The organism is Novosphingobium sp. FG137, assembly GCF_057809735.1.
This window is the reverse complement of sequence record NZ_JBMDKN010000001.1, coordinates 944954-970620: the sequence shown is the minus strand read 5'-3', so window position 1 is coordinate 970620 and position 25667 is coordinate 944954. Positions and strand designations below refer to the sequence as shown.

General features: G+C 66.3%; 21 protein-coding genes. 9 read left to right on the top strand and 12 right to left on the bottom strand.

The features are described from left to right. Positions 1 to 18 precede the first annotated feature (18 nt). From ACODS2_RS04400 to ACODS2_RS04385, 4 genes are all read left to right on the top strand, one after another. Positions 19 to 357 (top strand): P-II family nitrogen regulator, encoded by a 339-nt coding sequence (locus ACODS2_RS04400; protein WP_298173854.1) that lies wholly within the window; start codon positions 19 to 21, stop codon positions 355 to 357. Between the two features lie 118 nt (positions 358 to 475). Next, complete coding sequence (gene glnA / locus ACODS2_RS04395) at positions 476 to 1885, top strand: type I glutamate--ammonia ligase (RefSeq protein ID WP_488997720.1); 1410 nt, start codon at positions 476 to 478, stop codon at positions 1883 to 1885. Between the two features lie 217 nt (positions 1886 to 2102). Then, positions 2103 to 2600: a CHAP domain-containing protein gene (locus ACODS2_RS04390; protein WP_488997917.1), complete on the top strand. Its 498-nt coding sequence runs from the start codon at positions 2103 to 2105 to the stop codon at positions 2598 to 2600. A 51-nt stretch (positions 2601 to 2651) separates the two neighbouring features. Beyond that, positions 2652 to 3626, top strand: a complete 975-nt coding sequence (locus tag ACODS2_RS04385) for a cupin domain-containing protein (RefSeq protein ID WP_488997719.1) — start codon at positions 2652 to 2654, stop codon at positions 3624 to 3626. A gap of 9 nt (positions 3627 to 3635) precedes the next feature. Here the strand turns inward: ACODS2_RS04385 and ACODS2_RS04380 are convergent, their stop codons facing one another. Continuing rightward, positions 3636 to 5882 (bottom strand): putative bifunctional diguanylate cyclase/phosphodiesterase, encoded by a 2247-nt coding sequence (locus tag ACODS2_RS04380; protein WP_488997718.1) that lies wholly within the window; start codon positions 5880 to 5882, stop codon positions 3636 to 3638. Between the two features lie 370 nt (positions 5883 to 6252). Between ACODS2_RS04380 and ACODS2_RS04375 the strand changes: the two genes are divergently transcribed. After that, on the top strand, positions 6253 to 7677 hold the full coding sequence (locus ACODS2_RS04375) for an aldehyde dehydrogenase family protein (protein WP_488997717.1): 1425 nt from the start codon (positions 6253 to 6255) through the stop codon (positions 7675 to 7677). Positions 7678 to 7944: 267 nt separating this feature from the next. Here the strand turns inward: ACODS2_RS04375 and ACODS2_RS04370 are convergent, their stop codons facing one another. The 5 genes from ACODS2_RS04370 to ACODS2_RS04350 all read right to left on the bottom strand — a co-directional run bounded on the left by ACODS2_RS04370 (position 7945) and on the right by ACODS2_RS04350 (position 17106). Beyond that, entirely contained in the window at positions 7945 to 12204 is a 4260-nt protein-coding gene (locus tag ACODS2_RS04370; RefSeq protein ID WP_488997716.1) for a translocation/assembly module TamB domain-containing protein, read from the bottom strand. Then, positions 12204 to 14345, bottom strand: a complete 2142-nt coding sequence (locus ACODS2_RS04365; RefSeq protein WP_488997715.1) for an autotransporter assembly complex protein TamA — start codon at positions 14343 to 14345, stop codon at positions 12204 to 12206. The genes ACODS2_RS04370 and ACODS2_RS04365 overlap by 1 nt, the downstream gene beginning before the upstream one ends. Before the next feature lie 49 nt (positions 14346 to 14394). Beyond that, positions 14395 to 15246: an arginyltransferase gene (locus ACODS2_RS04360; RefSeq protein ID WP_488997916.1), complete on the bottom strand. Its 852-nt coding sequence runs from the start codon at positions 15244 to 15246 to the stop codon at positions 14395 to 14397. A 199-nt stretch (positions 15247 to 15445) separates the two neighbouring features. Further along, the gene (locus ACODS2_RS04355; RefSeq protein ID WP_488997714.1) at positions 15446 to 16681 is read right to left on the bottom strand and encodes a threonine ammonia-lyase; all 1236 of its coding nucleotides are present in this window, start codon (positions 16679 to 16681) and stop codon (positions 15446 to 15448) included. Between the two features lie 50 nt (positions 16682 to 16731). Further along, positions 16732 to 17106, bottom strand: a complete 375-nt coding sequence (locus ACODS2_RS04350) for a VanZ family protein (RefSeq protein WP_488997713.1) — start codon at positions 17104 to 17106, stop codon at positions 16732 to 16734. Between the two features lie 105 nt (positions 17107 to 17211). Here ACODS2_RS04350 and ACODS2_RS04345 point away from each other — a divergent pair, with 105 nt between their 5' ends. The 4 genes from ACODS2_RS04345 (at position 17212) to ACODS2_RS04330 (ending at position 21618) form a co-directional block, all read left to right on the top strand. After that, complete coding sequence (locus ACODS2_RS04345) at positions 17212 to 18120, top strand: NAD(P)-dependent oxidoreductase (RefSeq protein ID WP_298165622.1); 909 nt, start codon at positions 17212 to 17214, stop codon at positions 18118 to 18120. Next, complete coding sequence (locus ACODS2_RS04340; RefSeq protein ID WP_488997712.1) at positions 18120 to 19826, top strand: amidohydrolase; 1707 nt, start codon at positions 18120 to 18122, stop codon at positions 19824 to 19826. Before ACODS2_RS04345 ends, ACODS2_RS04340 begins: the two co-directional genes overlap by 1 nt. Positions 19827 to 19891: 65 nt before the next feature. Continuing rightward, positions 19892 to 20617, top strand: a complete 726-nt coding sequence (locus tag ACODS2_RS04335) for a hypothetical protein (protein WP_488997711.1) — start codon at positions 19892 to 19894, stop codon at positions 20615 to 20617. 77 nt (positions 20618 to 20694) lie between these two features. Further along, on the top strand, positions 20695 to 21618 hold the full coding sequence (locus tag ACODS2_RS04330) for a glutathione S-transferase family protein (RefSeq protein WP_488997710.1): 924 nt from the start codon (positions 20695 to 20697) through the stop codon (positions 21616 to 21618). 4 nt (positions 21619 to 21622) lie between these two features. On the opposite strand, the gene tatC is transcribed toward ACODS2_RS04330, so the two are convergent. The 6 genes from tatC to nagZ form a co-directional block, all read right to left on the bottom strand. Next, positions 21623 to 22405: a twin-arginine translocase subunit TatC gene (gene tatC, locus ACODS2_RS04325; RefSeq protein ID WP_488997915.1), complete on the bottom strand. Its 783-nt coding sequence runs from the start codon at positions 22403 to 22405 to the stop codon at positions 21623 to 21625. Then, positions 22405 to 22863 (bottom strand): Sec-independent protein translocase protein TatB, encoded by a 459-nt coding sequence (gene tatB / locus ACODS2_RS04320; protein WP_488997709.1) that lies wholly within the window; start codon positions 22861 to 22863, stop codon positions 22405 to 22407. Before tatB ends, tatC begins: the two co-directional genes overlap by 1 nt. A 39-nt stretch (positions 22864 to 22902) precedes the next feature. Continuing rightward, complete coding sequence (tatA, locus tag ACODS2_RS04315; protein ID WP_488997708.1) at positions 22903 to 23148, bottom strand: twin-arginine translocase TatA/TatE family subunit; 246 nt, start codon at positions 23146 to 23148, stop codon at positions 22903 to 22905. Positions 23149 to 23219: 71 nt separating this feature from the next. Beyond that, a complete protein-coding gene (scpB, locus tag ACODS2_RS04310) occupies positions 23220 to 23825 on the bottom strand; it encodes an SMC-Scp complex subunit ScpB (RefSeq protein WP_488997707.1) in 606 nt (201 codons plus the stop codon). Next, positions 23822 to 24643, bottom strand: a complete 822-nt coding sequence (locus ACODS2_RS04305) for a segregation and condensation protein A (RefSeq protein ID WP_488997914.1) — start codon at positions 24641 to 24643, stop codon at positions 23822 to 23824. The genes scpB and ACODS2_RS04305 overlap by 4 nt, the downstream gene beginning before the upstream one ends. Next, positions 24643 to 25662 carry a beta-N-acetylhexosaminidase gene (nagZ, locus tag ACODS2_RS04300; RefSeq protein WP_488997706.1) on the bottom strand — a complete coding sequence of 340 codons (1020 nt, stop codon included), beginning with the start codon at positions 25660 to 25662 and terminating at the stop codon, positions 24643 to 24645. The genes ACODS2_RS04305 and nagZ overlap by 1 nt, the downstream gene beginning before the upstream one ends. Positions 25663 to 25667: the final 5 nt, after the last annotated feature.

Sequence of the window (25667 nt, the reverse complement as noted above, 5' to 3'; positions counted from 1 at the left end):
CCTGCAGGGATTGATCGAGTGAAAAAGGTCGAAGCGATCATCAAGCCCTTCAAGCTGGACGAGGTGAAGGAAGCGCTCCACGAAATCGGCGTTTCCGGCATCACCGTCACCGAAGCCAAGGGCTTCGGCCGGCAGAAGGGCCATACCGAACTCTATCGCGGCGCCGAATATGTCGTCGACTTCCTGCCGAAGGTGAAACTCGAAGTGGTGGTGGCCGATGCCATGGTCGACCGCGTGGTCGAGGCGATTGCCACCGCAGCGCAGACGGGCCGCATCGGCGATGGCAAGATCTTCGTGTTCGCGGTGGAAAGCGCGCTGCGCATCCGTACCGGCGAACGCGATAACGACGCCATTTAGGATCAGGCAATCTTCAACCGGAGGTGGCTGCGGGCCGGCGCCTTCTCCAGACTTGTGACCCCAAGTTTTTGTTCACTGAGCGCCCCTGCACGGGCCGGGGCCAGTTAAAGGACCAGCGATGGCTACTGCAAAGGACATTCTCGCTCGCATCAAGGACGAGGAAATCGAATGGGTTGATCTGCGCTTCACCGATCCCAAGGGCAAGTGGCAGCACCTCACGATGGTCTCCACCGTGCTTGGCGAGGACGAACTGGAAGACGGCCTGATGTTCGACGGCTCCTCGATCGAGGGCTGGAAGGCCATCAACGAGTCCGACATGATCCTGAAGCCGGACCTCAACGCGGTCTACGTCGATCCGTTCTCGGCCACCCCGATGATGATCATCTGCTGCGACATCGTCGAGCCTTCGACCGGCGAACTCTACGCCCGCGATCCGCGCTCGACCGCCAAGCGCGCCGAAGCCTTCGTCAAGGCGAGCGGCGTGGGCGATACCGTCTACGTCGGCCCCGAAGCCGAATTCTTCATCTTCGATGACGTCAAGTTCTACGACGGTTACGACGGCAATGGCTTCAAGATCGACGACATCGAACTGCCGACCAACTCGAACCGCGATTACGAAGCCGGCAACCTTGCCCACCGTCCGCGCGCCAAGGGTGGCTACTTCCCGGTCGCTCCGGTCGACAGCTGCGTCGACATCCGCGCCGAGATGGTGCGCACGATGATCGACATGGGCCTGCCCTGCGACAAGCATCACCACGAAGTGGCCTCGGCCCAGCACGAGCTCGGCCTCACTTTCGGCACGCTCGTCCAGACCGCCGACCGCATGCAGGTCTACAAGTACGTCGTCCATCAGGTCGCGCAGGCTTATGGCAAGACCGCCACGTTCATGCCCAAGCCGATCAAGTCGGACAATGGCAGCGGCATGCACACCCACATCTCGATCTGGGATCAGGGCAAGCCGCTTTTCGCAGGCAACGGCTATGCCGGTCTGTCTGACATGTGCCTCTACTTCATCGGCGGTGTGATCAAGCACGCGAAGGCGCTCAATGCCTTCACCAACCCGACCACCAACAGCTACAAGCGTCTGGTGCCGGGCTTCGAAGCCCCCGTGCTGCTCGCCTACTCGGCGCGCAACCGTTCGGCCTCGTGCCGCATCCCCTACGGTTCGGGCGCCAAGGCAAAGCGCGTGGAATTCCGCTTCCCCGACGCGATGGCCAACCCCTACCTGTGCTACTCGGCACTGCTCATGGCTGGCCTCGACGGGATCAAGAACAAGATCCACCCGGGCGAAGCCATGGACAAGAACCTCTACGATCTGCCGCCTGCCGAACTCGCCGAAGTGCCGACCGTCTGCGGTTCGCTCCGTGAAGCGCTCGACGCGCTGGTCGCCGATCACGACTTCCTCCTCCAGGGCGGCGTGTTCACCAAGGACCAGATCGAAGCCTATATCGAACTCAAGTGGCCCGAAGTGATGCGCTGGGAAACCACGCCCTCGGCCGTCGAGTTCGACATGTACTACAGCGCCTGATTTTTTCAGCGCTGCGTTTCAGGAAGGGGCGTCCGGGAAACCGGGCGCCTTTTTCGTTTGAGCGAATGAGGAGGATAGCCGCGCGAAGATATCTGCGCGGCAGCTGTGATCTTTTTCCACAGCCCCACATGGACTCGGGATGAACGGTGATTGCGGCAGGATGAACGGAGCCGCCCCGGACTCCTCGAATCGGCCCGGATCCTTAGAGATGCTGCACATGCACAAGAACGTGGTCGCAGCCCTTCTCGCACTCCTTTCGATGTTCGCCCTGCCCTCGGCAGCGCTGGCCCGGCTCCAGTGCGTGACTTACGCGCGCCAGATTTCGGACGTGCAGCTCAGCGGCAATGCGCGCGATTGGTGGGGCAACGCGGAAGGCCGCTACGGTCGCGGCCAAGCGCCCAAGGCTGGTGCTGTCCTCGCCTTCGCCGGCACCCGTTCGATGCCCTATGGCCACGTCGCGGTCGTCCGCAAGGTCGTCGATGATCGCCACATCCTGATCGATCATGCCAACTGGTCGCGCCCCGGCATGGTCGAGCGCGGCGTGATGGCGGTGGACGTTTCCGCTGCGGGTGACTGGAGCGAAGTGCGCGTGTGGTATGCGCCGACCCGCTCGCTGGGCCTGCGCCCGAGCGCGGCCAAGGGCTTCATCTATCCGCACGCATCGACGTCCGGGACCCTGACGGCGAGCGCCGAGACTGCTTCCAGCGCCGGCTGATACCGTTTTGCGGGTAGGCAAGCCCTTTCTGATTTGCCAACAGCTTCAACCATGAACAGACCGCTTCTTGCCGTAGCCGCGCTGCTGTGGTGCTCCCATGCAGCTGCCGAACCTGTGGCAGCCGATCCGATGCCGCCGGCCGCGCGCGCGATCATCGATCACTATCACATGCAGAACATCCCCCATGAAGGGCCGTGGTTCCTGCAGACCTTCAAGAGCGACGACGTGATCGAAGGTGCGCTGGCCGAGCGCTACAAGGGCAAGCGCTGGGCCTATACCGCCATCTACGCTGTGTTCACGCGCAGCGATTTCTCCGCGATGCACCGGCTCGCCACCGATGAGCTCTGGCATTTCTACGGCGGCAGCCCGGCGCAGATCCTGCTGCTCTATCCCGATGGGCACGGCGAAACGCGGATCTGGGGCAGCAATGTGCTGAAGGGCGAGGAGCCGCAGATCATGGTGCCGCGCGGCACGTGGATGGGCGCGCGGCCCATCGGCGATCCGCAGACGGCGTACAGCTTCGGGGCCAACACGCTCTCGCCCGGTTTCGAATATGCCGACTACGAACCGGGCTACCGCGACGAGCTGGTCAGGCTCTACCCGAAGTTCGCGAACGAGATCACCGGGCTCACCCGCGACGAATCTGCCCGCCGCCCGGCGGAAAGCACCGCGCCAAAGCCCGCGCTGGTGCCGCCGGTAGCGGTGGAGGAACTGGTTGGCCGCACCGCGCCGCAGCGTTCCGAGGCGATCAGCGTCGCCCGCTTCGTGCTGCAGAAGGGCGCTGCGATCCCGCTGACGGTGACGCATGAAGGCAGCGAAGTGATGGTGGTCGCTGCCGGCAAGGGCCGCGTCACCATCGGCGGCAAGGTGCAGGATGTGGCGCAAGGGTCGGTCGTGCTGCTGCCGCCCGGCGTGCCGCACCGCATCGATGCCGATACTCGGCTCGAATTCACTGTCAGCGTCTCGCCCGCCTGGCAGGCGTCCGACATGACGATCCTGCCCGATCCCGCGAACGAGAAGCCCTGAAGAGCGCGTTCAGGAGGCCCGGCGCAGCGCCGCTTCGATTTCCCGATCCGCGAGCAGACCGCGCGCTTCTTCGGCGGGGAGCGCGGCCCAGAACAGATAGCCCTGCACCAACTCGCAGCCGGCGGCCTGCACCAGCAGACGCTGCACTTCGGTCTCGACACCCTCGGCCACGACCTTCATCCGCAGTGTCTTGCCCAGCGTGGTGATCGCGCAGAGGATCGAGTGGGCATCGCGGTCGCGCTCGATGTTCGAGACGAACGAGCGGTCGATCTTGATCCGGTCGAACTGGAACGAGCGCAAGTACGACAGCGAGGAATAGCCGATCCCGAAATCGTCGAGCGCAACGCGGATACCCATACGGTTGAGCTCGCGCAGCACGCCGATCACGTGCGCGCTGCGATCGAGCATGACGCCTTCGGTCACTTCGAACACCAGCCGCTGCGGGTCCATGCCGGTCTCTTCGAGCAGTCCCGCGAGCATCGGCAGGAAATCTCCCGCCATGATCTGGAGCGGCGAGAGGTTGACCGAAATGTCGCAGTCCGGCCAATCGCGGCACTCGGTGAAGACATGGCGCAGCACCCATGTGCCAAGCGGGATCATCAGGCCGCCCTGCTCGGCGATCGGCACGAAGAGGTCAGGACGGATCTCCCCGCGCTCGGGGTGGTTCCAGCGCAGCAGCGCCTCGAATCCGCCTATAATGCCCGAGCCGGTTTCGACCACCGGCTGGTAGGCGACCGAGAGCTCGCCGCGGGTGATCGCGAGGCGCAGCTCCATTTCCATTTCGCGCCGCAGTTTGACGCTTGCGTCCATATCCGGCGTGAAACGGCGATAGCGCCCGCGCCCGCGCTGCTTGGCGCGGTAGAGCGCGATATCGGCGCGGCGCAGCAGTTCACCGGGGTCCTCGCTCTGTTCTGGCCCCCAGCTGATCCCGCAGCTGACCGAAACTTCGAGCGTGTTGCCCGAAATCAGGAAGGGCCTGCGCATCAGTTGCATGATCTTGTTGCCCAGCCGGTCTGCAGCGCGCGCGCCATCCTCGCTGGCGTGGAGCAGCACGAATTCATCGCCGCCGAAGCGCGCGATGAAGGCCTCGCGCGGCAGCGCCTCACGCAGGCGGTGGGCGACCATTCGGACCAGTTCATCGCCCACGTGATGGCCCATGGTATCGTTGACCAGCTTGAAGCCATCGATGTCGATATAGGCGACAAACAGGTTCCCCTGCGCCTCGCCTTCGAAGAATTCGGTGAGCAAGGTGCGCAGGCGCTGCATGTAGTAGACGCGGTTGGGCAGGCCGGTCATCGCATCGTGCAGCGCATTGTGCTGGGCCTGCGCCTCGCTGGCCTTGAGCTCGTTCGCCGTCAGGCGCATGCGCCGCACGATCACCGCGCCGCCCGCGACCACGCCGAGGAAGAACAGGATGAACGCGGCGAGCACCGGTGCGGTGCGCTGGACGATCTTGGGCCCCGGCACCTTGGCTGTCCAGGTGATCCAGCCGATGTGATCGCCGAAGGCAGTGCTCAGCGGCACGGCATTGGCTGCGCCGATCCGCGCTTCATCCGGCACGAAGCTGAGATCGCGCAGCACGAGGTCGCTGCCCATCTTGGTAAGGATCGAGCCATCGAGATAGCGCAGCGTCGCCACGTAATTGGGTTCGCGGCGGAGCAGGGTATAGTCGTTGTCGGGCACGATCGCGACGACCGAGAGGAACGCCGGCCGACCATGCCGCAGCACCGGCGTCGCCGCCCAGCGATTGAGCGGCTGGCCCGATGCGGCCACCGGCCAATCGATATCGGCCAGCTTCTTCATGCCCGCGATGCGCCCGCCCAGGGGCACGTTGTGCTTGGCCCGGTCGATCAGGTCCTCGACATGCCAGCGCACTTCCTGATAGCCGACATCCCCGGTCGGCCGCCCCTGCGCCCACCCATGGACCAGCGACCCATCGGGCCGGACCAGGAACATCGCGTCGGTCTCGAGGTTGTTCCAGACGAAATCGCCGAGGAAGTGGTTTGCCCAGGCCTCGTTGTCCGCCAGCACGGCATTGCGCATGGCATCGTCCCATGTGAGCTGCACCTTTTGCGCCGCAACGATCTGGCTGCCCAGCTGATCGAGATAGCGGGTAACGAGCACCCGCTCGTCTTCGCGCGCCAGTTCGTCGGCGATGCGGGTCGATCTGGAGAAAACCGCGACCAGCAGCGCAGACAGCGCGATCAGCGCCAGGAACGTCGCAAGCGCGATCCAGCCGGTGCGCAGATTGCGCACAGACGATCGCGCGGCAGAACCGCAGCTGAGGTGGTCAAGACCCATCGAGCCAGACTTAGCGACAGGATGGAAAGAAACGGTTAGCGCGGGCTACGCGTATGGAGCCAAATGTTTCGAATCTTGCGGCTTTCGCGACTATCTAAAGCGTCACCGGCCAAGGTTGATGTGTTGTGATAGCCATCAGCAGGCCCGTGGCACCCTAATCCTGCTCGTGATGGGTTGGCATCGGGGGGTGGCGCATGGCCATTCCGGCCAATCCTTGCGGATGGTCCGGTCCGTCGCCAAATACGTTGCATTCACGTACCGGACTTGTCATCGTCGGGCACACGGCTCAACCGTTTGGCAATCCAACAATCTTGGGAGAACACTGATGCGTGAGCATCTGCAGCACTATATCAACGGCGCCTGGGTAGATAGCGAAGGCGGCAAGCGCCATGAGGTGATCAATCCCGCGACCGAAGAGGCCTGCGCGGTCATCACGCTGGGCAGCCAGGCCGATGTCGGCAAGGCCGTCGCCGCCGCCAAGGCCGCCTTCCCCGCCTTTGCCGCCACCCCGGTGGAAGAGCGCAAGGCGCTGCTCGTGCGCATTCTCGACGAATACAAGAAGCGCATTCCCGATTTCGCCAAGGTGATCAGCGAAGAAATGGGCGCGCCGATCGGCTTTGCCGGCACCGCGCAGGTGGGCGCTGGCATCGGCTACATTCTCGGCACGCTCGAAGCGCTTGAAGGCTTTGAATGGGAATCGCCGGTTCCCGGCGCCAATGCCCGCTTCGTGCACGAACCGATCGGCGTGGTCGCGGCGATCACGCCGTGGAACTGGCCGCTTAACCAGATCTGCGCCAAGATCGCGCCGTGCATTGCCGCCGGCAACACGATCGTGCTCAAGCCTTCGGAAGAGTGCCCCTCCAACGCGGTGATCATCGCTGAAGTCATGCATGCCGCAGGCGTGCCGGCGGGCGTGTTCAACCTCGTCCAGGGCGATGGTCCGGGCGTCGGCGTGGCGCTTACTGTCCACCCCGATGTGGATATGGTGAGCTTCACCGGCTCGACCCGCGCCGGCATCCAGATCGCCAAGAACGCGGCTGACACCGTGAAGCGCGTGCATCAGGAACTGGGCGGCAAGTCACCCAACCTCATTCTCGAGGATGCGGACTTTGCCGCGACGCTGCCTGGCACGCTGCAGGGCGTGGTCGCCAACACCGGCCAGAGCTGCATCGCCCCAACCCGCCTGCTCGTTCCCAAGTCGCGCAAGGAAGAGGCCGAGACTTTCGTGAAGAACTACTTCGCGGCGGTGAAGGTCGGCAATCCGGCCGAGGACGGCGCGCACATCGGGCCGGTGGTGAACAAGGCGCAGTGGACCAAGATCCAGTCGCTGATCGACACTTCGATCGCCGAGGGCGCCTCGCTGCTCGAAGGCGGCCCGGGCCTGCCCGACAACGTCAACCGCGGCTACTTCATCCGCCCGACGGTGTTCTCTGACGTGACGCCGGAAATGACGATCTTCCGCGAGGAAACCTTCGGCCCCGTCGCCACGATCACCACCTATGACGGCATCGAGGATGGCATCGAGCTGGCGAACCGCACCGCCTACGGGCTTTCGGCAGTCGTGACCGGCGATGTCGAGACCGCCAAGGGCATTGTCGGCCGCCTGCGCGCGGGCCTCGTCGCGGTCAACCAGTGGGGCGGCGTCAAGGGCGGTGCCTTCGGCGGCTACAAGCAGTCGGGCAACGGCCGCGAGGGCGGCGTCTACGGCCTGAAGGACTTCATGGAACTGAAGACCATCGCCGGGGCGTAATTCTCCAGCGCCATGCTTGAAACAAGACCCCGCGCCGCTTCGGTTGTGCGGGGTTTTGTTTGTCATGCGGATTCGCGATCAACCAAACCCTTCGTCACCCTGAACTTGGTGCAGGGTCCACCGCGCAACAAGCTTGGTGTTGTCTGTCAGGAGCAACCCTCGCCCTAAGCTTCTGAAATTCCAGACCACCGCGCGAACCGAGAGATAGACCCTGAACCAAGTTCAGTGTGACGGTGGAGGCGAGGTTTGAGCGCAGATACGAAGGCGTCAGTAGTCCTTGGATGCCTTGAGGTTGAGGCTTTCGTCGCCGATCGTGGAGATCGTGCCGAGCAGCACCAGCCACCGCGTGATGCGAAACTCCACCGAAGTCGCGCTATAGCCGCGCCCGTCGGTAATGAGTTCCACGAAGATGCGGCGGCCGATATACTTGCCCACCGCAATCGACGTGCTGCGCCCGACCGAGGCATCGGCGCTGATGATACGCAGCCGATCGAGCCCGATGGCATTGCGCACCCTGTTGATCGGATCGAGGCCGCCGCCGCTGCGGAAGCTGGCGAGCGCGGAGGCGAGCTGCACCGCCTCCGGCGCGGAAATCTGGGTGATCGAACTGCCGAACAGCATGCGGCTGAGCAGTTCTTCCTCGGGCAGCGCGGGGACCGAACTGAACGCGATCTGCGGCTTGAGCGCCGAACCACTGATGGCAATCTTGGCACTGACCCCGTTGGCATCGCCTTCGGCCACGATATCGAGCCGGGGATCAACCGGCACTTCCCCGACGAAGCGGATCCGTCCGCGCGTCAGATCAAAGCGCCGCCCCGCAAATTCATAGCCACCGCGCACCAGATCGGCACTGCCGAAGATCTGCGGATTGGCGGTATCCCCGCGCAGGCGTACATCGGCGCCCCATTCGCTTTCAAGGCCGAGCCCGCGCACATCGATGCGGTCCGCGCCGGCGGCGTCGATCAGGTACTTCCACGGTGTGTAGGGCACGCGCGGCGGGGCGACATCGGCGCGCTGGTTGATTTCGTGCGTGGTGATCGCGGGCAACGCTTCGGTCACATTGGCGCGGCCCAGTGTCCAGCGCGCGCGATCAATATGCACGCGTCCGGCGATCGTCCCGCCGATGCCGTCGGAAATAAGGCGCAGCGGCCCGGTGACGGTCGCGGCCATGTCGTCGCGGTTGATCAGCAGCGCGTTCGTGGCCGCCAGCCTGAGGTCGAGCCCGACGCCCCGCGTCGCCAGATTGGAGAGATCGACCGTACCGCTACCGCTGACCGTGCCACCGCCGCCCGAGCCACCGGGCGTTGTGCCGCTGAAGTGGGCCAGGCTGAGCCGGGCATCGGCAAAGCTGCCGAGCGCCTCGACATCGCGCACGTCAGAGCCGGTGAGGTTCGACTGGACGCGCAGCGCACGCGTCGCAACTGCACCGGTGATCACCGGGTGGTCGATCGAACCCGTGACGCTCGCCGCCGCGCCGAGCGGGCCGGTGAGGTCGATCACCTCTATCGCGGCGAGTCGCCACAGTGCCTCGGCGGGGCCGCTATAGCGCAGCTCTGCCTTGAGGCTGCCGCCGCGCAGGCGCTCGAGCATGGTGCCGCCGCGCGGCAGGTCGGTCACCAGCGCCTGCACCCGCCCGCGCATCGCCGCGCCTTCGCGCGCCACCGCGCGGACCTGCAGCGCGGCGGGATTGAGCTCCGCCACCAGCGCGAGGTCGAGCGGCCTTGAGGTCAGGACAAGGCCCGAGCGGGTGAGGCCCTTGAGCTCGACCGCAGCGTGGCCCGAGGGCGCGCCGAGATGGTCGTTCTCATAATCGATCACGCCTGAGGCGAGCCCGCCGAGCCCGAGATCGGGCAGCACGATATCGAGCACCGAAAGCGGCATGCGCGATAGCATGAGCTTGAGCTGGGTCGCCCCGCCCAGCACATGGCCGCTGGCGATGACGCTGCCCCGCCCGAAATCGATCTGCGTGGGCTGAAGCCGCCAGCCGGCCGCTGCGCCACCACCCGCTTCTTCCGGCGCCCGTTCCAGCACCGCGCGGCGCGGCATCGAGATCGCGCGCCCGGCATAGTCCCCTGCGACGAAGGCGACGATCTTGTCGGGCGAAAAGGCGGCGGTGCCCTGCAGCGCAAAGCTCGTGCCGCGCCGCCCGGCGAGCGACGCGGTGACGCTGCCCGATCCGTTGACGAGCGCGGCGTCCGCTGCAAGCCGGCCGATGAAGAGCTTGCCCGCGCTGATCCCCTCAGCCTTTAGCGAGGCCTGCAAGGTGGTGTCACCGCCCTCGATGCGCCCGTCAGCGGTGATCTCGGCATTGCCGACCGCGATCGGGTTCTCGCCGCCGAAGCGGGCACCGCGCGCCGTGATCGCGGCCTTGAGCGCTTGGCCCGCCCCGTCCGGTGCGAGGTCGATGGTGCCGGTCACCCCGCCCCCCGCGAGCGCCAGGCTGCCCGTCGCCCCCTGCTTGCCGATATCGACGCTGCCGGTGATCCGGGTTTGGTAGACGGTGAAGTGCTCGATCCCGAGGTGCACCGGCGCGTCCTTCGGCGCCGTGAGCAGGACGAGACCGCTGAACGCCCCGAGCCGCGAATCCCCCTTGGTTTCAATGCGGAAGCCATCACCTTCGGGGCTCAGCGCAAGTTGCACGTCCTTGAGACTGGCAGCCGGGAGCGGATCGGCGAGCACGAGCGTGGCGCGCGGGCCATCCTTTGCCAGCGCCGCATCGAAGGTGAACGGCCCGTATTCGAGGTGACTGCCCTGCCCGGCCAGCGTCGTCACGCCGTTCGCCTGTGTCCAGCTGCGCAGCGCCATGGTGAGCTTCGCCGAAGTCAGCTCGCCCCGCCGCACGATCAGCGGCTGGCTGCCGCCAAGGGTGAGCGAAGCCCGGGCGCGGACATTGCCGCCCGTCAGGTTGGCCAGCGTGGCATTGTCGATCCGCGCCATCCGCCCGGCACCATCGGCGCTGAGCAGCCACGGTTGACCGCCCCCCACGGTGAGCGCAATACGCGCCTCGCCATCGGCCATGCCCAGATCGGGCAGCGCGATCCCCCGCGCGGTGACGGGGCCCGAGAGGGCAAAGCGGCTGCGCGCCAGATCGCCATCGAGGACCAGCCTGGCAGACGCACCCTTCATTGTGAGATCGAGCCGGTCCGACGTGAGCTTGCTACCGGCCAGCACAAGGTCGCCGGAAAGACGCGCACCCGGCAGGCGCGGATCGACCATGGCCTGTCCGGTCTTCAGCCGCTGCGCCGTGAGCGCGAGCGGCAGGCGTAGGCGCTTGCCATCCCAATAGGCCGTGCCCGCCGTTCGCAACCCCTCGGCGAGCACCGGTCCGCTGCGCAGGCGCGCGGCGCGCAGGTCGTGGATGATCGCAAGCGCGGCGAAGCGGCCATCGACCGTTGCATCGAGCCGCGCGCCCTGCAGTTCGGTGCCCGTGCCGGCCAGCAGCAGCTCCGGCCGCGCAAGAACGGCGCGGACCTTGACCGCTTCGGCGCGGTTGTTCACGAGATCGAGCCCGCCCTCCGCCGTGGCCCTGAGCGCAGCGCCCCCGGCGAAAAGCCGCCCGCGCAGCACACCGCCGCCGGCGGTTCCGTCGGCCACGATGGAAAGCTTGCCGCCGCTCGCGCGCCGGGCGGCATCACCCAGCAGATCGCCGGGGAAGATCTGCCCGGCCAGCTTGTAGCGCCCGCTGCGGTTCTCGAGCTGGAATGCCGCCAGCTTGCGCCCGCCCTCGGTCGCCGCGCTCCAGCCGTGCCACTCCTGAAACGTGCCCTTGCCGCCCGCGCGCGCGGAAATGTCGCGCTTCAGCCCGGTCAGCGCGGCAAGCAGGCCGTCCTTCGGCGCGTTGTAGATGAAATCGAGCGCGAACTTGTTGCGATCCGGCTCGCTATCGAGCCGCAGGCGCAGCCGGTCGCGACCGCCCAGCCGTCCGCCCAGGCTGACAAGCGCCCGTCCGCGCCGGATATCGGTAACTGCGGCAAAGTCGATCCGCCGACGCTCTCCCGTCACGCCGCGCTCGATGGCAAGATTTTCCGCCGCCAGCTTGCCGATGCGGATATCGAAATCGGGCAGGATCGGCTCGTTCAGATCGCCGGGCCTGAGGCGGGGCGCGCGCAGCAGCGTGCCGCGCTTGAGGATCAGCGCGCGGATATCGAGGCCCTTGAACAGCCCTGAACGCGGATCAAGCCCGAACCAGGCGAGCGGACGCCAATCGAGCGTGGCTTCGGGCACGACCATGAAGCGCCCGTCGGGATCGCTCAGCACCACTTCGTGCAGGCTCATCGCACCCAGCAGCGTGCCATCGATCCGCCCGATCCGGATGCGCAGGCCCGAACCCGGCACGATCGCGGCAATGCGGTCCGCCACGAAGCGGTGACCAATCGAGGAATCGAGTACGACCATCGAGCCGGCGATAGCCAGCACGAACAGCAGCCCGGCAAGGAGCAGCCCGCGGCCCCAGCCGAGCACGCGCCGAACCGGCCCCTTGCGCGGCGGCGGAGCGGCAGGCGGCTCGGGCGGCGCGGCACTCGCCATCAGAACGCCTGCCCGAGGCTGACGTAGACGCCGATGCGGCTATCGCCCTTCGAGGGATTGACCGGCGTGCCCAGATCGATGCGGATCGGGCCGAAGCTGGTCTGGTAGCGCAGGCCGAGGCCCACGCCGACTTTGAGGCCGTTGACCGTGGGCGAGGCTGTGGTGCCCACCGTGCCCGCATCGACGAACGGCACCACGCTGACCGCGCCGCCCATCAGCCCGGTCTTCACGCGCGCTTCCAGCGAGAATTCGGACAGGCTGCGCCCGCCGCTCGGATTGCCGAGAGCATCGCGCGGGCCGACTGCCTGATAGGCGAAGCCGCGCACCGATGCGCCGCCGCCGGCATAGAACCGCCGCGAAGGCGCGATGGAATTGACATCGGTGCCCGGAATCGTGCCCAGCCGCACGCGCTCTGCCAGCACCACGCGGCTGCTGACAGGCTGGTAGGCGCTCGCATCGAGTTGCGCGCGCAAGTAGCTGGACTTCATGCCGTTCTGCACCGAAACTTCTGGGCTCAGCCGCACCGAAACGCGCACGCCGCGCCGCGGATCGAGAAGGTCGTTGCTGCCGTCATAAGCGCCGCGCAAGGGCAGCGCGCCGATGAAATAGGTGGTGCGGGTGGAACCGGCGGCGGCAGGCAGTTCGCTCGTGGCGAGCAGTTCAAACCCGGCGGACCACACCCAGGCCTTCTGGAAGATCAGCGTGGTCTGCTTCTCGAACGTCGTCGAGAACGAGAGGGTGCGCGCCTGATACGCGTCTGTCCGCCGGGTCTGGGCATAGAGATCGGCGGTAAGCACCTGATCACGCCCGAAGAAGTTGTTGCGGCGATAGGTCGCGCCCGCCAGCTGCTCACGCGTACCGACCACGCCGCGGAAGCGCACGAGGCCTTCGGGCGGGAACATGTTGCGGTTCTCCCAGCTCGCCTCGACCCGCAGGCCCTCACCGCTCGAATAACCGATGAGCCCGGCAATCGTGCGCTGCGGCGCCTTGGACAGAGTAACGTCGACATCGGCGACGCCCGGCTGCGGATTGGCCGCCGGGGTGACTTCTCGCGGCGTGACCGTGACTGCCGAGACGAGGCCGGTTGCCAGGATCGCCTGCCTGAGATCATCGACACGCGACTTGCGGAAGGGATCACCCGGCCGGAAGCGGGCAATCCGCGCGAGGTGACGGGCGGACAGGTAATCGGGCAGCGAGCTGTGGATCTCACCCATTACATATTGCCCGCCGCTGGTGACGGGCAGGGTGAGATCGCCGGTGCGCACCGCATGGTCGATCGTGAGATCGGGTTCGCCCACCTTGGCAAAGGCATGGCCGCCTTCGCCGAGCGCGGTGATCAGGTGATCGCGCTCGACAACGATGCGGTCGGTATTGACCGGATCGCCCGGCGCGAGCGCGAAGGCGCGCGTCAGCGCAGCGGCATCGTGCGCGGCGGCAATATCGCCCAGGTCGATGCGCGAGAGAGTATAACGCGGCCCCGGGCGCACATCGAAGCGCACGCCGACTTTCTTGAGATCGATTGCCGGCCCCGGCCCGCTGCCTTCGGCAGGCGCGGCATAGCCAGTCGTGCTCTGGAACACCTCGGCGTCGTAATAGCCATAGACCCTCAGCACCTGCTGCAGCAGATCGGTGTCCTGCCGCGCGCGCCGGGTCAGCTGCGCAAGGTTGTCTTCCTCGTTGCCGAACTTGCGCAACGTGGCGAGCGTGCCGAAGCGTGTGGTCACGGCCTCGCGCTCTGGCAGGGTCTCGACGTCCGGCGGAAAGGCGAGCGCCAGTTGCGGCGTAATCGGGAACAGGCTTGCGCCCGGAATCTGCCCGATCCCGCGCCCGCTGCCCGGATCGGCGTCGGTCGCCAGCGCTTCACCGGCAGCCTTGGCTTGTTCGGCCGCCTCGCCGATATCCGCATCGGGCGTGAGCAGCTCGATCGGCGGCAGCTCCGCCGCATCGGGCCAGGCCAGCGTGATCGCGGGAATGCCGGTCAGCGGCGCGATTGCATCGGGCGAAAGCAGGGTGCTCGGATCGGGAACGGAGACCTTGGCGGCATCGGTCTGGTTCGCCCAGGTCTTGGGATCGTCCAGCGCGGAATCGGGGATCAGATCCTCAAGCGCCTGATCCGCATCACGCGATTGGGCGTGCGCCAAATGCGGCAGAATGGCGAGCAGAAGGGCCGGCAGGAAGGCCCGCCAGGCTTCAGATCTGGCGGTACTGTGCCTGTGCGGCGGCAAGACCGTCCTTGCCGGTATCGTCCGCGATTCGCCGATCTGCACCCCCTGCGGTCGCAGCGCGGTCAATCGCGCGGGCCTGCTCATCGGGGTCAAAGCGTTCCCATCCTTCGCGGCCCAGCCGTTCGAGCGGCCGGTAGCGGACCTTATACTGCATCCGCGCCGATCCTTCGACCCAATATCCAAGATAGACATAGGGAAGACCAATACGGGCGGCATGAAGGATGTGGTCCAGAATGATGAAATTGCCAAGCCCCCGCCGCTCGGCATGATCGGGTTCGTAGAAGCTGTAGATCATCGACAGCCCATCGCCCTGACGGTCGGTCAGGCATGCGCCGACGAGTTTGCCGGGCTTCCCGTCGACACCAGGCTCGCGATACTCGATCACGAAGCTCTGGACCGGGGTGTGCTCGACCATGTCGGCGAAATCCATCTCGTCCATCGAGGCCATGCCGCCACCGGGATGGCGCGCGGCCAGATAACGCTGGAGCAGCTCGAATTGTTCCGGCGTGGACCACGGCTTGCAGGCGGAGACGACAAGATCGCTGTTGCGCTTGAGGTTCTTGCGCTGGGTAGCCGAGGGCACGAACTCACCCGCCACCACGCGCACTGAAATGCAGGCCGAGCAATCGATGCAGCTGGGGCGATAGGCCACCGTCTGGCTGCGGCGAAAGCCGATGCGGCCCAGCGCATCGTTGAGCTCGTCAGCATTGGGGCCCTTGAGCTCCGTGAACACCTTCCGCTCCGTCTTCCCCGGCAGATAGGGGCACGGCATCGGGCTCGTCACGAAAAAGCGGGGAAAGCGGACGGGCGCAGTCACGGCCTGGGCGGTATCCTCTCGCGCCGCAGGACCATCCTGCAGCGCTGACAGAGGCAACATGCCTTACCCGGGCGATTGGTGAAAGAGCGATTAACCATCAAAGGTAGTTAATCGGCAAGGATTTCGCAGCCGAGCCCAGGACAGGCCGATGACCGTACCGAAACGGGATACGAACGGCCGGGAGTGTGACGAAAGAGGCTTAACCGAGTTCCACTTGCGTCACATCGTAGCCCTTGGCGCGCAGGCTCGCGACCAGCAGATCGATCTGCTCACGGTCGCGCGCCTCGCATTCGATCTCCGCGGTAAGGCCCTTGGCCGGCAGCGAGGTGAAGATGCGGTTGTGCCAGACCTCGAGAATGTTGACCTGGTGGCGGTTGAAATCCTCCACCACCTTGAACAGCGCGCCCGGCCGATCCTGCAAGGTCAGCCTGAGGCGGGCAAGCCGCCCCGAGCGGGCAAGATCGCGCAGCAGCACATTGGCAAGAAGGCGCGTATCGATATTGCCGCCACACAGCACGAGGCCGATCTTGCGCCCGGCAAAACGCTTGCGGTGCGTCATCACCGCGGCCAGCCCGGCTGCGCCCGCGCCTTCAACCACGGTCTTCTCGATCTGCAGCAGCACAGCGACGGCGGTTTCCAGCGCCGGTTCGCTCACCAGCACGATATCGTCGACGATCTTCTTGAGCACGGCGGACGTGAATGTGCCCGGCTCCTTCACCGCGATGCCTTCGGCGATCGTATCGCCGCCGCAGGGCAGATCGAGGCCCTTGAGCTTGGCATACATCGAGGGAAACAGCGTGGCCTGCACGCCGACCAGCCCGATCGAAGGCTTGATCCCGCGCGCGGCAGTGCCCATGCCCGAAAGCAGGCCGCCCCCGCCGATCGGTACGACCAGCGTATCGAGCCCGGGGACGTCCTCCAGCATTTCGAGCGCCACGGTGCCTTGCCCTGCGGCCACATGGGGATCGTCGAAGGGATGGACGAAGGTCATCCCGCGCTCGGCCTCGAGCTTGCGGGCGTGGGCATAGGCCTCGTCGAACGTCTCGCCCTCGAGCACGACGTTGCCGCCGACGCTTTCGGTTTGCATGATCTTCACCGTGGGCGTGGTGCGCGGCATCACGATGGTGACGGGCATGCCAAGCCGCGTGCCGTGATACGAAAGCCCCTGCGCGTGATTGCCTGCCGAAGCCGCGATCACGCCCTTCGCACGCTGCTCCTCGCTCAACTGGAGCAGCGCATTGAGCGCGCCGCGCTCCTTGTAGGCGGCGGTGAACTGCAGGTTCTCGAACTTCAGCCAGATCTCCGCGCCGGTAATCTCGCTCAGCGTCTTGCTGTGCAGCGTGGGCGTGCGCACGACCTGTCCGGCGATCCGCGCGGCAGCTGCGCGCACGTCGTCAAGGGTCAGCAGCGGGGCGGCGGTTGTCGTCGTGTTCATGGGCTACGGCCCCTAGTCGAAACCTGCCCTGAAGGGAACCTTCGTCACGATCAGCGCTTGCGTCGGGGCAGATTGAACAGCTGGAGCAAGGCCAGCACGGCCACGATCGCGATCGTATCGGCGATCCAGTCGCGGATATCGCAATCGCGGTGGAGCGAGGGGATCGCCTGGAGCACCTCGACCAGCGCACCGAGGAACGACAGCCGCTCGGCCAGGTGGAGCTTCGGAAAGCGCGGAAACGCAAACGCGCCGAGCAGCGCGAGCGTACCGAAGGCCAGCATGTGCTGCGCCTTGTCGTTCAGTTCGGGAAGATTGGTCGCGTGGGGAAGCAAGGCCAGCGTCACCGCGCCGGTCAGGCAGAGCCAGAAGGCAGGCGCGGCAAACGCGGCGAATCCAGATGTGCGAGGCCCAGAAGTGCGAGACATGGGCGGCGCGCTAGCCCGCTGCGCCACCGCGCGGCAAGCACCGTTTGCGCGGAGGTGGCGCGATTCTGGCTGGCAGCGCGCGGCAAAGCGGCTAGAACGCCGGGCATGACAGACGCAGCTTCCCTACCGCTCAACGTTTCCTTCCTTGGTCTTGGCGTAATGGGCGGGGCCATGGCCCGCCATCTCGGCACTGCCGGCCATCACCTCACCATCTACAACCGCACACCGGCGCGGGCACAGGCCTGGCAGGCCGCGAATCCGGGGCTTGCCGTGCGCGTGGCCACGAGCCCGGCGGAAGCGGCAGAGGGTGCGGACGTGGCGATCACCTGCGTCGGCAACGATGATGATCTCTCGGACGTTGTGCTCAGCCCCACCGGCGTGTTTTCGACGCTGAAGCGGGGCGCGCTGTTCATCGATCATACCACCGTTTCGGCACGAATTGCCCGCCAGATTGCGGTCGAGGGCCGCGACAAGGAGTTGCTCTGCGTCGATGCGCCCGTCACGGGCGGGCAATCGGGCGCAGAGGCTGGCACGCTTTCGATCATGTGCGGCGGCAGCGAAAAGGCGGTCGATGCGGCGCGCGAAGTGCTGTCCGCCTATGCCAAGCGCGTGGTCCATGTCGGCAAGCCGGGCGCGGGGCAGACGGCCAAGATGGCCAACCAGATGTGCATCGCCGGTGCCATCGCAGGCCTTGCGGAGGCCATCCGCTTCGCGCAGGCCGCCCGGCTCGATCTCGACAAAGTGTTTGAGGCAATCTCCGGCGGCGCTGCGCAATCGTGGCAGATGGACAACCGCTGGCACACCATGGCGAAGGACGAATTCGACTTCGGTTTCGCGGTCGACTGGATGCGCAAGGACCTCGGCCTCGCCATCGAGGAAGCGCGCGGCGTGGGGGCCAGCGTGCCCACCACCGCGCTGATCGACCAGTTCTATGCCGATGTGCAGGCACTGGGCGGCGGACGGCAGGACACGAGCGCCCTGATCCGCCGCCTGCCGCGCCGGGGGAACAACTGATGGTCCGTTTTGGCCTCGCCGCATTCGCTACCTTGGCGTTCGCCGCCCCCGCCCACGCCGACACCCTGATCGACAACGTGGCCGGCCAGACCATCGGCGCGGACGGCCATGTCGAGCGGTTCAAGGCCATGCTGATGGACGATGCCGGCGTGGTGAAGGCGCTGATCCACGAAGGCGAGAAGACGCCGAAGAAGGGTTTCCAGTACCGCATCGACGGCAAGGGGCGGATCATGCTGCCCGGCCTGATCGATGCGCACGTTCACGTGATGAGCACCGGCTTTGCCGCGCTGACGCTCGACCTTTCGGAAACGAACAGCCTTGCCGAGGCGCTCGAAAAAATCGCCGCCTATGCCAAGGCGCACCCCGACAGGCCGTGGCTTATCGGGCGCGGCTGGAATCAGGAGCGCTGGAAGCTCGGCCGCTTTCCGACCGCTGCAGAACTTGATGCCGTGGTCGCGGACCGCCCCATCTGGCTTGAACGCGCCGATGGGCATGCCGGCTGGGCCAATACCGCAGCACTCAAGGCGGGCGGGGTGACCGCCGCAAGCAAAGCGCCCAGTGGGGGCGAAATCATCCACCTTGCCGACGGCAGCCCGGCGGGCGTGCTGGTCGACAACGCTTCCGATCTCGTCGGCGCGCATGTCCCGCCGCCAACGGCGCGCGATTACGACGCTGCCTTAGCGCTCGCCCAGCGCGAGTTCTACCGGCGCGGCCTCACCGCCGTGGCCGACATGGGCTCGACCATGGAAGACTGGCAGACCTTCCGCCGCGCGGGGGACCTCAACACGCTCTACGTGCGGATCATGGCCTATGGTTCGGGCATCGAGAACACGGTCGAGATCGGCGGCCCCGGCCCCTCGCCATGGCTCTATGCCGACCGGCTGCGGCTGAACGGCGTGAAGCTCTATATGGACGGCGCGCTCGGTTCGCGCGGGGCCTGGCTCAAGGCGCCCTACGCAGACAAGCCCGATACGCGCGGCCTCCCCCGCCTCACGCAGACGCAGCTCGGCAACCTGATGAGCCGCGCGGCGATGGACCAGTACCAGATCGCCGTTCACGCCATCGGCGACGAGGCGAACGCGGTGCTGCTCGGCGCGATGGAAGACCTTGCGCAGACCTACAAGGGTGACCGGCGCTGGCGGATCGAGCATGCGCAGGTGATCGATCCTGCTGACTGGCCGATTGCCGCACGGGTGGCAAAGTCGGTCGGCCTCATCGCCTCGATGCAGCCCGTCCACCAGACATCGGACCGCCTGATGGCGGAGGCCCGGCTCGGGCCGAACCGGCTGGCAGGGGCCTATGCCTGGGCTTCGGCGAAGGCGAACGGTGCGGTGCTGGCCTTCGGCTCGGACAGCCCGGTCGAGCTCCCCGATCCCTGGGCCGGCTTTGCCGCCGCGATCAGCCGCGTGGACGAAAACGGCCAGCCACCGCAAGGCTGGCAGCCGCAGGAACGCGTCGGCCGCGAGACGGCACTGGCCGGATACACCGCGCAGGCCGCCTACGCCGGATTCGCCGAAAAGCGCTTCGGCCGCCTCGCCCCGGGGCTGCGCGCCGATTTCATCTTCGTCGATACCGACCCGATGATCGCCACGCCCGAAGCCATCCGCAAGACCAGAGTGTTTGAAACCTGGGTCGGCGGCGGCAAGGTCTGGGATGCCGACAAGCCCGATGGCGGCGCGGCGGGTGCGGAGCCGGTGAAGAAGTAGGGGCGGGCACGGTGTTAACCTGCAAGTGCATGAATCGGATATAAGGTCCCGGAACTGGCCGCTGCTTGCAGGGCTTCCCGCAGTTCTTTCAGACAATGGACCCGAATTTCATGCGCGTGGCAACGATCGCTTTGCCTTCGTTTGCCCTTGCTGCACTGGCCGGGGCGGCACTGGCTTCCTGCACGATCGAGACAGGTCCGCGCGGGGACCAGTTTGACTATACTCGCAACGAGGACGGTTTCCTCGGGATCACGACCTCGACCGCTACTGCACGATTTCCGATGGAGGACGTGCCGGGCGCGCTGTTCCTTGTGGCAAAGTGCGTTCATAACGTCTCCCATCCCGAGAACAACGAACTGACCCTGACGGCGAGTTCGGTAGGCTCGAACTCCAGCGGCACCGGGCCATCGCTCGACGCCATGATCTACAAGCTCGATCAGGCTGAGCCCGTTGTGTATCGTGATCCGCAGCCCGCGTTTGATCCAGCCTCGGAATTTCCCGCCACATCTGCTGGTTCGTGGCAACAGTCAGCCGCGAATGGAGCGGAAACCTTGCGCCTTCCCGCCAGCAACTCCCAAGACGTTTATGTCAATCTGCAACAGCTGCTTTCCGGGCTGCCGAAAAGTCCGCAAACCATCGCCCTGCGCTTCGTTCACGGAGGTTCCGGGAGCGGCCAGTTTGGCAGCGGGACCGTCCAGGAATACGCGCAGTACAGTTTCAAGGACGTGTCCATCGCGGTGAACGGAACCAACTTCGGCCGCATCCTGACCGATTGCCGGAAGGGCGGATGATCACGCACGAGTCATGGTGGACGGACCCGCCCTTGGCTGGATAGAACACCAGCTTCGCCAGCCGAGGAACCAAGGCAATGACCGACCTGATCCTGCACCACTACCCGGAATCGCCCTTCTCGGAAAAGGTGCGGGCCATCTTCGGCGCCAAGGGGCTGGCTTGGCGCTCGCTGCAGGTATCGATGGTCATGCCGCGCCCGGCGACCATTGCGCTCACTGGCGGATACCGGCGCATTCCGGTGCTGCAGGTCGGCGCGGACGTCTACTGCGATACCGCGCTGATTGCCGAATACCTCGACAGCAAGGGCAGCGGCCCCAGCCTCTTTCCCGCCAGCCAGTTGCTTGCCGTGCAAACTCTAGCGCGCTGGGTGGATACCGAGCTGTTCTGGGCTGCGGTGACGCTGCGCTTCCTGCCTGAGAACATGGGGAATTTCTTTGCTGATCCTGCCGTGGCGCAGGCTTTCGCCGAGGACCGCGCGAACTTCGCACAGGGCGCGCAGGTTCGCCGTCCCGCCGTCGATGAGGCCAAGGCGCGCTACGCCCGGTTCCTTGCCGAAATGGAGGCCCAGCTCGGCGATGGCCGTGCCTGCCTGTTCGGTGCAGACGTCAGCGTTGCCGATTTCGCGGTCTACCACATGCTGTGGTTCATCCACGCTGGCGGCGGCATGGCCGACTGGCTCGCAGCCCACACCCGCGTCAGCGGCTGGATGGACCGCATGCGCAAGTTCGGCGAGCATCCGGGCGAGGCGATCACGGCGGACGATGCGCTCGCCACCGCCCACGCCGCCGATCCGCTGCCCGTCGAGCAGGCCAGCGACATCCCCGCCTTCCCGCCCGGCACCGAAGTCAACGTGGCCCCGGTCGATTACGGTGTGATGCCAAGCCACGGCACCCTGCTGCGCTGCGACACCCGAACCATCGTGATCCGCCGCGAACACGCGTTGACCGGAATCGTTCACGTGCACTTTCCGCGGCACGGATTCGGTGTGACGCGATACTGACCGATCAGGCCCCGGCGATTTCGGCCTTGGCCTTTTCCGCGGCGTCCTTGTTCTCGGCAAAGCGCATCACGACGAGCGTGCCTTCGAAAAGGATCATCAGCGGAATCGCGAGCATGAGCTGGCTGAGCACATCGGGCGGGGTGATCACGGCAGCGATCGCGGTGATGCCGACGATCACATAGCGCCGCGCCGCCACGAGCTGCGCGCGGGTGACGATCCCGGCGCGGTTCAGCAGCATCAGCAGCACGGGCAGAAGGAAACTGATCCCGAAGGCGAAGATGAACTGCATCACGAGGTTGAGGTATTCCTCGATCCCCGGCAGCGCCTCCAGCTGCAGGCCGCCGCGATCCCCCTGGAAGCCGATGAACCAGCGGAAGGCGGTGGGCATCACGATGAAATAGGCAAGGCTCGCGCCCATCGTGAACAGGATCGGCGTGGCGATCAGGAAGGGCAGGAAGGCCTTCTTCTCGCGCGCATAGAGCCCGGGCGCGATGAAAGCCCAAAGCTGGTTGGCGATCACCGGGAAGCTGACCAGGAACGCCGCGAAGAGCGACACCTTCAAGTCGACGAAGAACGCCGAATAGAGCTTGGTGTAGATGAGCTTGCCCTGCCCCGCCGGAAAGGCATGAACCAGCGGCTGGACCAGAATCGCGAGGATCTGGTTGGCAAAATAGAAGCACACCACGAAGGCAATCGCGATGGCATAGACGCAGCGCAGCAGTCGGGTGCGCAGCTCCAACAGGTGATCGAGCAGCGGAGCCTGCGTCTCGTCGATATCGCTGACCATCATGCGCTGCCGCTACCGGGGCTTCTGGCGCGCGCAGGGCGTTCGGCGATGGGGAGCATTTCGCCAACCGATTCGGCCAATGGCTCGGCCAGTGGCTCGGTAGGCGCGACGGCGGCCACTTCGGGATCGATCGGCGCGGGCGCGGGCAGCGCCTGCATGAGGGGCGGCGGATCGTTCTGATCGGCGGTTGCCTCGGCGCTCTGACCGGCAGCGGGATCAGCGGCGGGATGAGCCGCCATGATCGCCGCGTTCTGTTCCTTCCACTTGCGCTCCATCTCCTCCATCTCCGCCTCGCGGATCATCGTTTCGAGGCCGGTGCGAAAGTGGCCGGAAACACGGCGAATCTTGCCGATCCAGCGCCCCGCCGTGCGCAATGCAAGCGGCAGATCTTTGGGACCGATGACGATGATCGCCACGATCACGACGAGGAGCATCTCGTCTGGCGCAATGCCGAACATCGTATCAGGCCCTGATCGGGTGCGGGGGTGGGCGCTGGATCAGGCGGCGGGGCCGGAGCCGGTCTGCTCTGGCTGAGTGGCGGGCGTGGCCGGGGCCACCGGCTGCTGCTGGATCTGCGCAGGCGGCTGGACAAGCGGCGTGTCCGCGCCCTCGTTCATGCCCTGCTTGAAGCTTTTGATACCCTTGCCGAAATCGCCCATCATCTCGGAAATGCGGCCACGGCCGAACAGGATGAGGACAACCAGCGCCAGAATGATCAGATGCGGAAGGGACAGAGCGCCCATGGGTATTCTCCTTTATGTCCCTTCAGATAGGACATCCTGCGCGAAACTGCCAGCGAGCTAGCGAAGATTCGTCAAGCCTCGTGTGTTTCGTCCGGTTCCTCGTCCGGTTCCCCGCCCGTTTCAACGTCCTGCTCTCCGGCAAACACCGCCTCGACCGGATCGAGCAGGCCCGCCGCGCGCAGTTCCTCGATCCCGGGAAGATCGCGCCGCGATTCGAGGCCGAAATGCGCGAGAAACGCCGGCGTCGTCGCGTAGATCGTCGGGCGGCCCGGTCCTTCGCGGCGGCCCGCAACCTTGATCCAGCCCGCTTCCATCAGCACGTCCAAGGTGCCCTTGGCGGTCTGCACGCCGCGGATCGCCTCGATCTCGGCACGGCTGACGGGTTCGTGATAAGCGATGATCGCCAGCGCTTCGGTCGCCGCGCGCGAAAGGCGGCGCACGTCCTCGCGCTCGCGGCGCAGGAGGTGAGCAAGATCGGGCGCAGTCTGGAAGTGCCAGTTCGTCCCCCGCATGACGAGTTCGATCCCGCGCCCGGCGTAGTGGGCGGCCAGCGCTTCGAGCGCGGGAGCTACATCCGCCCCGCCAAGATGGCGCGAGAGCTCTTCGGCGGTCATCGGCGCTTCGGCGGCGAACAGCGCGGCCTCGACCGCGCGTTCGATTTCGTCCGGCGGGTTCATCCGCGCCCTCGGCGCAGCATCAGCGGCGCGAAAGTCGCTTCCTGCGCCAGTTCGACCCTGCCCTGCTTGGCAAGTTCGAGCGCGGCGACAAAGCTGGAGGCAAGCGCCGAGCGAGCAAGGCGTGGATCGCCGCCGACTTCCTGCACCGGGAGGAAAAGGCTGAGTTCGGTCCAGTCGATCGCCGCGCCAATCAGCGCCTCGACCCGCGCAATGGCCGCTTCCAGCGTCATCACCGGCCGCGCGCGGACCATGTGGACAACGGGCCGATTGCGGTGCTGGACATGGCCATAGGCTTGCATCAGCGCGAAGAGATCGCACTGCCAGCTGACCTGCCGGTCGACGCGCAGCCCCTCTGGCGCGCCGCGCGCGAACACATCTCGCCCCAGCCGGTCGCGCGCCATGAGCCGCGCACCCGCCTCGCGCATCGCGCCGAGGCGCTGGAGGCGCAGCTGCAGGCGCAGCGCGAGTTCCTCGGGGCTCGGCTGGACTTCGGGATCGCGCGGCAGGAGCAGCAGCGATTTCAGCCAGGCGAGCCATGCCGCCATGACGAGGTAATCCGCCGCAAGCTCAAGCCGCTGCGCCCCGGCGCGTTCCACATAAGCGAGGTATTGGTCGACGAGCGCGAGGATCGAGATCTTGCGCAGATCGACCTTCTGCCGCCGCGCCAGATCGAGCAGGAGATGGAGCGGCCCTTCCCAGCCGTCGATGGCCAGCGTCAGCGTGTCAGGCTCCCCGATGCGCGCTTCGGGCGGCAGTTCGAGCGGGGTGTCGTCCCAATCATCGCCCGCAAGCGGGGCAGCAAGGGCGGCTTCCTCGATCACGCCGCGAGTGCCAGCAGCCGGTCGCGAGTCTCGGTGCGCTCGGCCTGCCGGGCGAGGTCCGCCGGAGCGCTGAAATCGCCGGTCGCAGCCAGCGCGCGCTCCAGCCGTGCAGCGGTCTCCGCAGACATTGGCGCAAGCGCGCCCGCGATGCCGACCATGTCGTCCATCTTCGCCCAGCAATTGAGCGCAATATCGCAGCCCGCCGCCTGCGCCCGCGCGGCGCGATCGGGCACCGCGCCGCCGAGCGCCTGCATGTCGAGATCGTCGGTGAGGAGCAGGCCGTCAAAACCAATGCGGGTGCGGATCACGTCGTGGATCACCGTGGACGAGAGCGTGGCGGGGTTCTCGTCGTCCCACGCGGTGTAGCGCACATGGGCGGTCATGCCGATCCGGCTGTCGCTCAAGCTGCGGAAGGGCGCGAGGTCGGTTTCGAGGTCCTCGGCACTGGCAGTGACGGTGGGGAGCTCCTTGTGGCTATCCACCCCGGCGCGCCCGTGGCCGGGGATGTGCTTGATCACGCCCGCGACGCCAGCGCGTGCGAGGCCCTCCAGCATGGCCCGGCCCAGTGCCGCCACGCGCAGCGGCTCGTGCCCCAAGGCGCGGTCGCCGATCACGTCGTGCGCGCCAGGCTGCCGCACATCGAGCAGCGGCAGGCAATCGACGCTGATGCCCGCTTCGGCAAGGTCGATCCCCAGTGCTTCGGCATGGGCGCGCGCGGCCTCGATCGCGCTGATCGGGGCGCGTTCGTAGAGCCGGTCGAACGCCGCGCCGGGCGGATAGGCCGCCCAGACCGGCGGCTTCATCCGCGCGACACGGCCGCCTTCCTGATCGATGCAGATGAACGTGCGCTCCCGCCCGTGCAGCTCTCGCAGCGCATCCGTCAGTGCGCGCAGCTGGGCGCGACTTTCGACGTTGCGACCAAACAGGATGTAGCCCGCCGGATCGGCATCGCGGAAGAAAGCGCGCTCGTCATCGCTGAGAGTGAGGCCCGATAAGCCAAAGATCGCCGGGAGCATGAAGC